This window comes from Curtobacterium sp. MCBA15_013 (assembly GCF_001865095.1).
Taxonomy (GTDB): domain Bacteria; phylum Actinomycetota; class Actinomycetes; order Actinomycetales; family Microbacteriaceae; genus Curtobacterium.
The window spans coordinates 78,483-90,829 of record NZ_MJGQ01000078.1 but is presented as its reverse complement, the minus strand read 5'-3'; the positions used below and the strand labels follow the sequence as shown (position 1 = coordinate 90,829).

Here is a 12,347-nt window from a genome sequence, read left to right as displayed (position 1 = left end):
GGACAGAGTGCCACTCCGGTGGTACGGGGGCAGAGGTTCGGACTGTAGCCGTCCGATCCCACAGGCTCATCCCTCTGGATCCCGTCGTCGGGACCGATCCCTTCCGTGTGTCTCGTTGCCCACGGTCGGACGGATCCCCTCGAGTCATTCAGTTCAGACAGAGAAAAGGACCCTGTGTCTACCAAGTCACGTACCCGCAGCAAGACCCGCCTCTCGCGCGCGCTCGGCATCCCGCTGACGCCGAAGGCGGCCCGTTACCTCGAGAAGCGCCCCTACGGCCCCGGTGAGCACGGCCGCACCCGCCGTCGTGCGGACAGCGACTACGCCGTCCGCCTCCGTGAGAAGCAGCGTCTGCGCGCCCAGTACGGCATCCGCGAGAAGCAGCTCCGCATCGTCTTCGAAGAGGCCCGCAAGACGAAGGGCCTGACCGGTGAGAACCTGGTCGAGCTCCTCGAGCAGCGCCTCGACGCCCTCGTGCTCCGTGCCGGCTTCGCCCGCACCACCGCGCAGGCCCGTCAGCTGATCGTGCACCGTCACATCCTGGTCGACGGCAAGCTCGTCGACCGTCCGTCCTTCCGCGTGAAGGAGGGGCAGCTCATCCACGTGAAGCAGCGCTCCGAGTCCCTCGAGCCCTTCCAGGTCGCCGCCGCCGGTGGGCACCAGGAAGTCCTGCCGAAGGTCCCGGGCTACCTCGAGGTCGAGATCGACAAGCTCCAGGCCCGCCTGGTCCGTCGCCCGAAGCGCGCCGAGGTCCCCGTGACCTGTGAAGTGCAGCTCGTCGTCGAGTACTACGCAGCTCGCTGATCCACTGATCACACCCGAACGGCGGGTCGTCCTCTCACGAGGGCGGCCCGCCGTTCGGCGTCGGTGGCCGGTGTCGTCGGTAAGATCGTCTGGGCACGCACCGCTCGCGTGCACAAGAGGGAGAGGCACCGTGAAGCAGCTGTTCTTCGTCGCCGTCGGCGTCGTCATCGGGTTCGCCGTCGCGCACAAGGTCGCGAACACCCCCGGTGGCGCGCGGTTCTTCGCCGACGTGAACGCTCGCGCGGAAGCCTTCCGCGGTGCCGTCGCCGAGGGCTACCGCTCTCGCGAGGCCGAGCTCCGCACCGACGTCTGACCGACGACCCCTCCCACGCACACGACCTGAAACCAGGAAGCACCATGCAGACCGCAGAGATCCGCCGCCGTTGGCTCCAGTTCTTCGGTGACCGCGGCCACACCGTCGTCCCGTCCGCCTCGCTCGTCTCGGACGACCCCTCGCTCCTGTTCACGGTCGCCGGCATGGTGCCGTTCATCCCGTACCTGACCGGGCTCGTCCCCGCGCCGTACCCCCGCGCCACGAGTGTCCAGAAGTGCATCCGCACGAACGACATCGAAGAGGTCGGCAAGACCCCGCGGCACGGCACGTTCTTCCAGATGAACGGCAACTTCTCGTTCGGCGACTACTTCAAGGAGCAGGCGATCGAGTACGCCTGGCAGTTCCTGACGACGCCCGAGCCGGACGGTGGGCTCGGCTTCTCGCCCGACGACCTCTGGGTCACCGTGTACGAGGACGACGACGAGGCGATCGCCTTCTGGAAGCAGCACTCCTCGCTCCCCGACGAGCGGATCCAGCGGCTCGGCAAGGACACCAACTACTGGTCGACCGGGCAGCCCGGGCCGGCGGGCCCCTGCTCCGAGATCTTCTTCGACCGCGGTCCGGAGTACGGCATCGACGGCGGTCCGGCGACCGACGACGACCGCTACGTCGAGATCTGGAACCTCGTGTTCATGCAGTACCAGATCGCCGACGTCCGTTCGAAGTACGACTTCGAGATCACGGGCGAGCTGCCGAACAAGAACATCGACACGGGCATGGGGCTCGAGCGCGTCGCCTTCATCAAGCAGGGCGTCGACAACATGTACGAGATCGACCAGGTGCGCCCGGTCCTCGACGAGGCGGCGGCGATCTCCGGTCGTCGGTACGGCGCCGTGCACGAGGACGACGTCCGCATGCGCGTCATCGCGGACCACGTCCGGTCGGCGCTCATGCTCATCGCCGACGGCGTCTCCCCGTCGAACGAGGGCCGCGGCTACATCCTCCGCCGCCTGCTCCGCCGCACCGTGCGCGCGATGCGCCTGCTCGGCGTCGAGGGCGCGACCTTCCCCCGGCTCTTCCCCGCGTCGCGCGACGCCATGCGCGACGCCTACCCCGAGGTCGGCAGCGACTACGACCGCATCGCGCGCATCGCCTACGCGGAAGAGGAGACCTTCCTCCGCACGCTCGCGCAGGGCACGACGATCCTCGACGTCGCGGTCGAGCGCGCGAAGCAGGACGGCGCGCCCGCGATCGGCGGGGACACGGCGTTCCTGCTGCACGACACCTTCGGCTTCCCGATCGACCTCACGATGGAGATGGCTGAGGAAGCCGGCGTCCAGGTCGACCGGTCCGCGTTCGAGACCCTGATGTCCGAGCAGCGGGCGCGGGCGAAGGCGGACGCCAAGAGCAAGAAGACCGCACTCGCCGACCTCAGCGTCTACAGCGCGTTCCGGGCGAAGGGCGAGACCGTCTTCCTCGGCTACGACGCGCTCGAGGCCGAGACGAACATCCTCGGCATCATCGTGGGCGGCGTGAGCGTCGACCGTGCGGTCGCGGGCGACATCGCCGAGGTCATCCTCGGCGAGACCTCCCTCTACGCCGAGTCCGGTGGTCAGGACGCCGACCAGGGCTCGATCGTCGGCAACGGCTTCGACCTCGAGGTGCTCGACGTCCAGCGTCCCGTCGCCGGTCTGTGGAGCCACACGGTCCAGGTGCGCTCGGGCGAGGTCGGTGTCGGTGCGCCGGCGACGACCGTGGTCGACGCCGAGTACCGCCGCGGTGCGACCCAGGCGCACTCCGCGACGCACCTCGTGAACGCCGCACTGCGCGACATCCTCGGCCCGGAGGCGCTCCAGGCCGGCTCGTACAACAAGTCGGGCTACATGCGGCTCGACTTCTCGTGGTCGCAGCCGGTCTCGCTCGAGACCCGTTCCGAGATCGAGGAGGTCGTGAACAACGCGATCCGCTCCGACCTCGAGGTCTCGACGCGCGTGCTCCCGCTCGACGAGGCCAAGTCGCTCGGCGCGCAGGCGCTGTTCGGCGAGAAGTACGGCTCCGAGGTCCGCATGGTCGACATCGGCGGCCCGTGGTCCCGTGAGCTCTGCGGTGGCACGCACGTGGCGTCCAGCGCCCAGGTCGGGCTCGTCAACCTCGTGGGGGAGTCGAGCGTCGGTTCGACCAACCGCCGCGTCGAGGCGCTCGTCGGGCTCGAGGGCTTCCGCGACCTCGCCGTCGAGCGGACCATCGTGTCCCAGCTGTCGAGCGCGCTCAAGGCCCCCCGAGAGGACCTGCCGACCCGCGTGCAGTCCCTGATGGAGGACCTGCGGACGGCGCAGAAGCGCGTCGCCGAGTTCGAGTCCGCCAACCTCCAGCAGCGCGTCCCGGCGATCGCACGCCAGGCGACGACGGTGGGTGCGACGACCGTCGTGGCCGAGTCCGTCCAGGGACTCCAGTCCGGTGACGACCTCCGCGCGCTCGCGACCGGTGTCCGCAGCCAGCTCGGCGACGGTGCCGCCGTCGTGGTGCTCGGCGCGGTCATCAACGACAAGCCGGTGGTCATCGTCGCGACGAACGACGCCGCCCGCGCCGCCGGTGTGCAGGCGGGACCGCTCGCGAAGGAGGCCGCCGGCGTCCTCGGTGGTGGTGGCGGCGGCAAGCCGGACCTCGCGCAGGGCGGTGGCACCGACGCGTCGGCGCTCCCGGCGGCCCTCCGTGCGGTCACCGACCGGCTCGCGGCCTGATCGTGGCGATCCGTTCCGGGCGCCGGCTCGGCGTCGACGTCGGCCGCGCCCGGATCGGGGTCGCCGTGTGCGACCGTGACGGGCTGCTCGCGACGCCCGTCGAGACCGTCGCCCGGCACGACGCCACGGACGTCCGGCGGATCCTCGAGATCGCGGAGGAGTACGACGTCCTCGAGATCGTCGTCGGGCTGCCGCTCTCGATGTCGGGCGGGGACACCCCGTCCACGGCGGACGCCCGGGAGTTCGCCGGGCGCCTGGCGGAACACCGTCCGGTGCGCCTGGTCGACGAACGACTCTCGACCGTGACGGCCCAGCGCGGCCTGCACCAGGCCGGCAAGAACACGAAGAAGTCCCGCGCCGTGATCGACCAAGCGGCCGCTGTTATCATTCTGCAACACGCGCTCGACCACGAGCGTGCGGCCAGTGCCCCACCCGGGGCCACGCTCCCCTGAAACTGCGGACCACCGCAGTGCTCGCCTGAACGCGGCTGCCACACCGTCGCCCAGCACCCCGAGCCCAGGCAGAGTTCCCGACCGAGAGACCCGAGGACCGTTGGCAGACGACCTGGACTGGAACGCGATCATCGCGCCCGGCAACGACGCCGAGCGGCGGAAGACGACTTCCGACCGTGCGGAGACCCCCGACGCACGCGGTGACGCGGGCGAGACCACCGGAGTGCGGAACGGCGCCCCGGACGCGACCGGTCGACCCATGTCCCGACGCGAAGTACGCGCCGCCGAAGCCGCGCGGGCACGCGCCGAAGCGGGCCCCGCGGACGCGAGCCCGGCCACCACCGACGCGGCCGGGTCGAGCACCGACCGTCCCGACCTCGGCCGGGCCGACGACGACCGTCGCGCCGCCGCGGCGGACGCCCCGGTGGCGTCGTCACCCGACGAGCTGCACCCGGACGTGCACGCGCTCCTCACCGGCGAACTCCACGTCGACGACGACGCGCGTGCCGCGGCACGCGGCGGTGACGCCGGCACGGCCGCCGGTGCCGGTGCCGGCGCAGGTGGTCCCGCCCAGCCCGGCAACGGCCCCGGAGGCGCGGGAGACGGTGGACGCGGCGGTCGCGGTGGACGTGGGGGCGCCTCCAGGTCGCCACGCGGCCCGCGTGAGCCGCGTCCGAAGCGTCGTCGCGGCCCGCTCATCGCGGGCATCGTCATCGTCGCGGTGGTCCTCGCGGTCGGGGTGTCCGCGTACTCCTTCGCGGCTCCCAAGGTCCAGCAGCTCGTCGCCGCCATCAGCGGTTCGCAGGAGCCTGACGACTACTCCGGCGACGGCACCAGCAAGGTGACGATCACCATCAAGCAGGGCGACATCGGCGAGAACGTCGCCGCGACCCTGCAGCGCAGCGGTGTCGTGAAGGACTCGAAGGTCTTCTACAAGCTCCTGCTCGCCTCGCCGGACGTCCAGTTCCAGCCGGGGTCGTACGCGCTCAAGAAGAAGATGAGCTCGAAGGCGGCCCTCGCGGCGCTGCAGGACAAGGACAACCGCGTCCAGGCCTCGATCGTGATCCCCGAGGGCACGGCGCTCAAGGACATCGAGGCCGGCATGGTCTCGAAGGCGGGACTCTCCGCCGCCGAGGTCTCCGCCGCGGCGAAGGACCTCTCCGCGTACGACCTGCCGGCGAACACGACCACGCTCGAGGGCTGGCTGTTCCCCGCGACCTACCCGATCAACCCGGGGTGGAGCGCGACGGAGTACTTCAAGTCGATGGTCGACACGATGAAGGAGCACCTCTCGGCGGCAGGCGTGGCCGAGGCCGACCAGGAGCGCGTGATCGTCTTCGCCTCGCTCGTGCAGAAGGAGGCCGGCCTCGCCGCCGACTACCCGAAGGTCGCGCGGGTGTTCCAGAACCGGCTCGACATCGACATGCCGCTGCAGTCCGACGCGACGGTCGCCTACGGCACGGGCAACACCCACCGGGTGACGACGACCGACGCCGAGCGCAAGGACGCGTCGAACAAGTACAACACCTACGTGCACGACGGCCTGCCGCCGGCACCGATCTCGAATCCCGGCGACATCGCGATCAAGGCCGTCACGAACATGGCGCAGGGGAAGTGGCTGTACTTCGTGACGGTGAACCTCGAGACCGGTGAGACGGTGTTCTCCGACACGTACGCGCAGCACCTCGTCGCGGTCGACCAGTTCCAGGCGTGGCTCCGGGCACACCCCGACTACCAGTAGTCGAGCGGCGTCGCACGGGGCCCGGGCTGTGGGAAGATGGACACCATGCTTCGTTGGTTGACTGCTGGTGAGTCCCACGGACCCGAACTGATCGCGATGCTCGAGGGCCTGCCCGCGGGTGTCCCGGTGTCGTTCGAGTCCATCCGTACCGATCTCGCGCGACGCAAGCTCGGCTACGGCCGCGGCTCCCGCATGAAGTTCGAGCAGGACGAACTGCACGTCTCCGGCGGCGTCCGGCACGGCTACTCCCTCGGCAGCCCGATCGCGATCCGCATCGGCAACACCGAGTGGCCGAAGTGGGTCGAGGTCATGAACCCCGAGCCCGTCGAGCAGACCGACCTCTCCCGTGGTCGGAGCGCCCCGCTCACCCGTCCGCGTCCGGGCCACGCCGACCTCGTCGGCATGCAGAAGTACGGCTTCGACGAGGCCCGCCCGATCCTCGAACGCGCGAGCGCTCGCGAGACCGCGGCCCGGGTCGCGCTCGGCGCCGTCGCGAAGTCCTTCCTGGCCGAGCTCGGCATCCGATCGGTCGCGCACACGCTGCAGGTCGGCACCGTCCGCGTCCCCGACGGCACCGCGCTGCCCCTGCCGGACGACGTCGACCGCCTCGACGACGACCAGCTGCGGTGCTTCGACGCCGAGACCTCCGCCCGCATGGTGACCGAGGTCGAAGCCGCGAAGAAGGACGGCGACACCCTCGGCGGCGTCGTCGAGGTGCTGTTCTACGGCGTCCCGCCCGGACTCGGATCGCACGTGCAGTGGGACCGCCGGCTCGACGCTCGTCTCGCCGCGGCGATCATGGGCATCCAGGCGATCAAGGGCGTCGAGGTCGGCGACGGCTTCGCGACCGCTGCCCGCCGCGGGTCCGAGGCGCACGACGAGCTCTTCCGCGAAGACGGCGAGATATACCGCACGTCCGACCGCGCCGGCGGCACCGAGGGTGGCATGTCCACGGGCACCGTACTGCGCGTCCGCGCCGGCATGAAGCCGATCGCGACCGTCCCGCACGCGCTGCACACCATCGACGTCGCCACGGGTGAGGACGCCTCGGCGCACCACCAGCGCTCCGACGTCTGTGCCGTGCCGGCCGCCGGTGTCGTGGCCGAGGCCATGGTCGCGCTCGTCCTCGCCGACGCCGTGCTCGAGAAGTTCGGTGGCGACAACGTCGTCGAGACGAAGCGGAACCTCGACGCGTACCTCGCGTCGATCCCGGAGACGCTGCGCACCCGCAGCACCGAGGCCGCCGAGCACTCCTCGGCCTGGTGACGCACACACCCGAGCCGACGGCGGCGTCGCCGTCGGCCGGTCCCGCAGCCCCGGTCGTCATCATCGGGCCGATGGGCGCCGGCAAGTCCAGCGTCGGCAAGCGCGTGGCGAAGGCGCTCGGCGTCCCGTTCACCGACACCGACCGGGTGATCGTCCGCGAGCACGGTCCGATCCCCGGGATCTTCGCGGACCGTGGCGAGGCCGCCTTCCGTGAACTCGAGGCGGCAGCCGTCCGGGCAGCGCTGTCGACCGGTGGCGTCATCGCCGTCGGCGGTGGGGCCGTCACCCACGTCGCCACGCGCGAGGCCATGGCCGGGGCGCGCATCGTCCTGCTGACCGTCTCGCCCGAGGCCGTCGCCGACCGGATCGCCGGCAGCGAACGCCCGCTCCTGGCGAACGGCGGCATCGACGCGTGGCAGACGATCATGGACGCGCGAGCGGCGACCTACGCCGAGCTCGCGCACGCGGTGTTCGACACCTCGCGCCGGCCGATGTCGCGCGTCGTCGACGACGTCGTCGCGTGGCTGCGCAACGAGACCCCCCCGGCCCGCACCGGTGCACCCACGAGCGAAGGAACAGCGTGACCGACCCGACCCAGTCCGTCCTCCCCGAGGGCACCACCGAGATCCGCGTCGGCGGCGCGGACCGCTACGTCGTGGCGGTCGGCAACGGCCTGCTCGGCTCGGTGCCGGCGCTCCTCGGCCCCCGTGTCGCCAAGGTCCTCATCGTGCACGCCCCGACGCTCGGCGCCCGGGCGAACGCGCTGCGCGACCTGCTCGTCGACGCCGGCCTCGAGGCCCTCATCGCCGAGGTCCCGGACGCCGAGGGCGCCAAGCGCGTCGAGGTCGCCGCGTTCTGCTGGCAGATCATGGGGCAGTCCGACTTCACCCGCACCGACGCCGTCATCGGGCTCGGCGGCGGTGCCGTGACCGACCTCGCCGGGTTCGTCGCGGCGACCTGGCTGCGCGGGGTGCCGTACGTCGCGATCCCCACGAGCGTGCTCGGCATGGTGGACGCGAGCGTCGGCGGCAAGACCGGCATCAACACCAACGAGGGCAAGAACCTCGTCGGCGCCTTCTACCCGCCCCGCGCGGTCGTCGCCGACATCGACCTCGTCGCCACGCTGCCCCGCAACGAGATCCTCACGGGCTTCGCCGAGATCGTGAAGGCCGGCTTCATCGCCGTCCCGGAGATCCTCGACATCATCGAGGCCGACGTCGACCGCGTCACCGACCCGACCACGCCGGAGTTCCGCCGCGTCGTCGAGCTCGCGATCGAACTCAAGGCGCAGGTCGTCTCGGACGACTTCACCGAGCAGGGCCGCCGCGAGATCCTGAACTACGGGCACACCCTCGGGCACGCCATCGAGCACGCCGAGCGGTACCAGTGGCGACACGGAGCGGCCGTCGCGGTCGGCATGGTCTTCGCCGCCGAGCTCGCGCGCCTCACCGGACACCTCGACGACGCCACGGTGGACCGGCACCGCGCGATCCTCGAGTCGCTCGAGCTGCCCACGACCTACGGCATCGGCCGCTGGGAGGGTCTCCTCGCCACGATGCGTCGTGACAAGAAGGCCCGCGCCGGCATGCTCCGGTTCATCATCCTCGACGGTGTCGGCAAGCCGGTCACGCTCGAGGGACCCGAGGACCACCTGCTCTTCACCGCCTACCAGGAGGTCGGGGTCTAGCTCAGCGGAGGACGCGGCGGGTCCGTCGCCACCACCACTTCACCCGCATCGAGACGGTGACGATGCCGGTCCGTTCCACCTCGTACCACTCGGCGAGGGAGGCACCGTCCACCCAGGCATCGAGGATCGCGTCGTCCTCGTCGGTGCCGTCCATCTTGAATCGCGGTGCGTCGGGCAGCGGGCGGAAGAGCGGCATCAGTCGGCGTCCTGTTCTCGGTCGCGGATTCGCTCGAACCGGTGCCGCCGAAGCGCCCGCCGAGCGAGGTTCCTGTCTGGCTTCGGCGCCCACGGTACGTTCATCAACCGCTCGAGCACAGTTCTCGAAATGTCGTACTCAGATTGCGTCTCGGCGCGACGCATCGCCGCGGCAGCGGCGATGAGCGCCGTGACGAGTGCTGTCTCCATGACCGCAGCCTGACGCGGTGGAGGCGGCCGCAGGACGGGCGTCGGCCGCCTGGGGACGGCGAGCCGCGCCTCCAGGCTGTGGAGGAACCGACCACGCAGGGCGGGAGAGCAGACTGGAACCGTGCCCACCCCGCCACGCCTGAGCGACCTGTCCACACCGGACGCGACCGACCCCGGGACCGTCCGGTCCCGTGCCCGCCGGTTCACCGAGCTGCTGTCGATCGCACGCCGGCACGGCCTCGTCCCGTTCCGGCGCCTGGACTTCTCGCACGACCCGGCGACCTCGGACCTCCGCCGCAGCCAGGCCGAGCACCTCCGCCGTGCGCTCGAGGAGGCCGGCGGCGGGTTCGTGAAGATGGGACAGCTCCTCTCCACCCGCGACGACCTGCTCCCCGAGGAGTGGACCGAGGGGCTCGCGCACCTGCAGCGGAACGTGTCCCCGGCACCCGCGGACGAGGTCGCAGCGCTGCTCGAACGCGAACTCGGCGCCCCAGTGGACGAGGTCTTCGCGGCCTTCGACCCGGTCCCGGTGGCCGCGGCGTCGATCGCACAGGTCCACCGAGCCCGCCTCGCCGACGGCACGAGCGTCGCCGTCAAGGTGCAGCGGCCCGGCATCGACCAGGCCGTGCGGCGCGACGTCGACATCGCCCTCCGCGTCGTGCGGTTCATGGCGCGCTGGTCGGTCGAGGCCCGTCAGGTCGGCGTGCAGGACGTGGCCCAGCAGTACGCCGACGACCTCGTGCGGCAGGTCGACTTCAGCTCGGAGCTCCGGAACCTCGAGGCACTGCGGGCTGCCCAGCGCCGGAGCGCCCGCCCCGACGAGGTGCGCTTCCCGGACCCGTACCCGGAGCTGTCCGGTCGGCGCGTGCTCGTGATGGAGTTCCTCGAGGGGGACACCCTCAGCGCGATCCGGGCCGAGCGCAGCGACCGCGACCTCGACCAGCCGATGCGGTCGATCCTCCGGGCGTTCCTCCGGCAGGTGGTGTTCGACGGGGTGTACCACGGTGACCTCCACCCCGGGAACGTCCTGCTGCTGCCCGACGGCCGGCCGGCGCTCATCGACTTCGGATCGGTGGGCAGGCTCGACCCCGGCCTGCGGGACATCGTGCAGGAGCTGCTCGCCGCGTACATCCAGGACGACATGTCGCGGATCGCCGACGCGGTGCTCCGGATGGCACCGGTCCGGGACGCCCAGGACGAACCCGACTTCCGCCGGGACATCGCGCGCTTCGTCGCGGACGAGCTCGGTCCGGGTGCCCGGATCGGCGTCGAGACGGTGGACGACGCCGTCGCGGTGTTCGGGCGGTACCGGCTGAAGGCGCCCCCGGACTTCGTCGCCGCCGCGCGCGCCCTGGCGATCTTCGAGGGGACGCTGCGCACGCTCGCCCCCTCGTTCGACCTGCTCGAGGAGTCACGAGGACTCGCCTCGGAGCAGATCCGCGACCAGCTGCGACCGGGCAAGCTCCGGGACGTGGCGGTGCGCGAGCTGTTCGGCGCGGTGACGGCCGCACGCCGGCTGCCGCGCCGGGTGGACCGCATCGGCGAGGCGATCGAGACCGGCAAGCTGTCGGTCAACATCCGGCTGTTCGCGGACCGGCGGGACCGACGGACGCTGAACGGGGTGGTCCGGCGGGTGCTGCTCGTGCTGCTCGGCGCCGGGGCCGGCATCCTGTCGATCGTGTACCTCGCGCTGCCGGCCCGGCCGACGGCGGTCATCTCGACCGGGGTGGCCGGAGCGCTGCTCGGGGGAGCGGCGGTGGTGCTGCTCGCCTGGGCAGCGGTCGACGCGATCCGCGCGCGACGACGAGAGTGACCGCACAAGCACTGCGCGGGGACGCCACGACCCGTCCGCTACACTCGTCCGGGGCCCAGCGCGGTCCGCAGACCTTCACAACACGATCGAACGGGACATCGAAGACTCATGGCCAGTACCACTGACATCAAGAACGGCGCCGTTCTCATCATCGACGGGCAGCTCTGGTCGGTCGTCGAGTTCCAGCACGTCAAGCCGGGCAAGGGCGGCGCGTTCGTCCGCACCAAGCTGAAGAACGTCGTGTCGGGCAAGGTCGTCGACCGCACCTTCAACGCGGGCGCGAAGATCGACACCGCGACGGTCGACCGCCGTGACTACCAGTTCCTCTACGAGGACGGCGACTCCTACGTGTTCATGGACACCGACACCTACGACCAGATCCCGGTCTCGGCGACGGTCGTCGGCGACGCGAAGAACTACCTGCTCGAGTCCGCGATGGTCACCATCGCGATGAACGAGGGCAACCCGCTCTACGTCGAGCTCCCGACGTCGATCGTGACCGAGGTCGAGACCGAGCCCGGCCTGCAGGGCGACCGCTCGTCCGGTGGCACGAAGGACGCGACGATCATCGCGACCGGCCACCGCATCCAGGTCCCGCTCTACCTCGAGAGCGGCACCACGGTGAAGATCGACACGCGCGACGGCAGCTTCCTCGGCCGCGTCAACTCCTAGGCGACGCCCGTATGAGTGCTCGTTCGAAGGCCCGCAAGCGCGCCCTCGACATGCTGTACGTGGCCGAGGTGCGTGAGCTCCCGATCGCGGACGTCCTCGCGACCGAGACCGTCCGGCACCTCGACCAGCCGGAGCGTGCCTCCAGCTGGGACTACGCCCGCCAGATCGTCACGGGTGTCGACGACGCCCGCCACGAGATCGACGCCGTGATCGTCGAGCACGCCCAGGGCTGGTCGATCGCCCGCATGCCGGTGCTCGACCGCTGCATCCTGCGCATGGGCGTCTGGGAGCTCCGGTTCAACCCCGAGGTCCCCGACGCGGTCGCGATCGCCGAGGCGGTCGAGCTGGCCCAGTCGCTCTCGACGGAGGAGTCCGCCGGGTTCGTCAACGGTGTGCTCGGGGCCGTCGCCGGCGGCCGCGCGCCGGGCGAGAAGTCGAGCGGTGCACCGTCCGGTCGGACGGTCGCAGAGGACCAGGAGTCCCGGTAGGGTT

Annotated in this window: 13 protein-coding genes; 11 read left to right on the top strand and 2 right to left on the bottom strand. The window is 71.1% G+C overall.

Annotated features, from left to right (window positions below; genetic code table 11):
- The first annotated feature begins 174 nt into the window (after positions 1-174).
- The 8 genes from rpsD (at position 175) to aroB (ending at position 8,965) form a co-directional block, all read left to right on the top strand.
- Positions 175-804 carry a 30S ribosomal protein S4 gene (rpsD, locus tag BIV01_RS17940; RefSeq protein ID WP_058726527.1) on the top strand — a complete coding sequence of 210 codons (630 nt, stop codon included), beginning with the start codon at positions 175-177 and terminating at the stop codon, positions 802-804.
- 130 nt (positions 805-934) lie between these two features.
- Positions 935-1,117: a hypothetical protein gene (locus BIV01_RS17935; RefSeq protein WP_070416260.1), complete on the top strand. Its 183-nt coding sequence runs from the start codon at positions 935-937 to the stop codon at positions 1,115-1,117.
- A gap of 44 nt (positions 1,118-1,161) precedes the next feature.
- On the top strand, positions 1,162-3,819 hold the full coding sequence (gene alaS, locus BIV01_RS17930) for an alanine--tRNA ligase (protein ID WP_071303734.1): 2,658 nt from the start codon (positions 1,162-1,164) through the stop codon (positions 3,817-3,819).
- On the top strand, positions 3,819-4,271 hold the full coding sequence (ruvX, locus tag BIV01_RS17925; protein WP_092386988.1) for a Holliday junction resolvase RuvX: 453 nt from the start codon (positions 3,819-3,821) through the stop codon (positions 4,269-4,271). The genes alaS and ruvX overlap by 1 nt, the downstream gene beginning before the upstream one ends.
- Positions 4,272-4,371: 100 nt before the next feature.
- The gene (gene mltG, locus BIV01_RS17920; RefSeq protein WP_254791884.1) at positions 4,372-6,012 is read left to right on the top strand and encodes an endolytic transglycosylase MltG; all 1,641 of its coding nucleotides are present in this window, start codon (positions 4,372-4,374) and stop codon (positions 6,010-6,012) included.
- Positions 6,013-6,057: 45 nt separating this feature from the next.
- A complete protein-coding gene (aroC, locus tag BIV01_RS17915; protein WP_071296356.1) occupies positions 6,058-7,278 on the top strand; it encodes a chorismate synthase in 1,221 nt (406 codons plus the stop codon).
- A complete protein-coding gene (locus tag BIV01_RS17910) occupies positions 7,275-7,862 on the top strand; it encodes a shikimate kinase (protein WP_302847438.1) in 588 nt (195 codons plus the stop codon). Before aroC ends, BIV01_RS17910 begins: the two co-directional genes overlap by 4 nt.
- Positions 7,859-8,965, top strand: a complete 1,107-nt coding sequence (aroB, locus tag BIV01_RS17905) for a 3-dehydroquinate synthase (protein WP_071303733.1) — start codon at positions 7,859-7,861, stop codon at positions 8,963-8,965. Before BIV01_RS17910 ends, aroB begins: the two co-directional genes overlap by 4 nt.
- A gap of 1 nt (position 8,966) precedes the next feature.
- On the opposite strand, the gene BIV01_RS17900 is transcribed toward aroB, so the two are convergent.
- A complete protein-coding gene (locus tag BIV01_RS17900; RefSeq protein WP_071303732.1) occupies positions 8,967-9,161 on the bottom strand; it encodes a hypothetical protein in 195 nt (64 codons plus the stop codon).
- Entirely contained in the window at positions 9,161-9,370 is a 210-nt protein-coding gene (locus BIV01_RS17895; RefSeq protein ID WP_071303731.1) for a hypothetical protein, read from the bottom strand. Before BIV01_RS17895 ends, BIV01_RS17900 begins: the two co-directional genes overlap by 1 nt.
- Before the next feature lie 121 nt (positions 9,371-9,491).
- On the opposite strand from BIV01_RS17895, the gene BIV01_RS17890 reads away from it, so the two are divergent.
- The 3 genes from BIV01_RS17890 (at position 9,492) to nusB (ending at position 12,343) form a co-directional block, all read left to right on the top strand.
- Positions 9,492-11,183, top strand: a complete 1,692-nt coding sequence (locus tag BIV01_RS17890) for an ABC1 kinase family protein (RefSeq protein WP_071303730.1) — start codon at positions 9,492-9,494, stop codon at positions 11,181-11,183.
- Positions 11,184-11,291: 108 nt separating this feature from the next.
- Positions 11,292-11,855 (top strand): elongation factor P, encoded by a 564-nt coding sequence (efp, locus tag BIV01_RS17885; RefSeq protein ID WP_022906721.1) that lies wholly within the window; start codon positions 11,292-11,294, stop codon positions 11,853-11,855.
- An 11-nt stretch (positions 11,856-11,866) separates the two neighbouring features.
- Complete coding sequence (gene nusB, locus BIV01_RS17880) at positions 11,867-12,343, top strand: transcription antitermination factor NusB (protein ID WP_071303729.1); 477 nt, start codon at positions 11,867-11,869, stop codon at positions 12,341-12,343.
- Positions 12,344-12,347 lie beyond the last annotated feature (4 nt).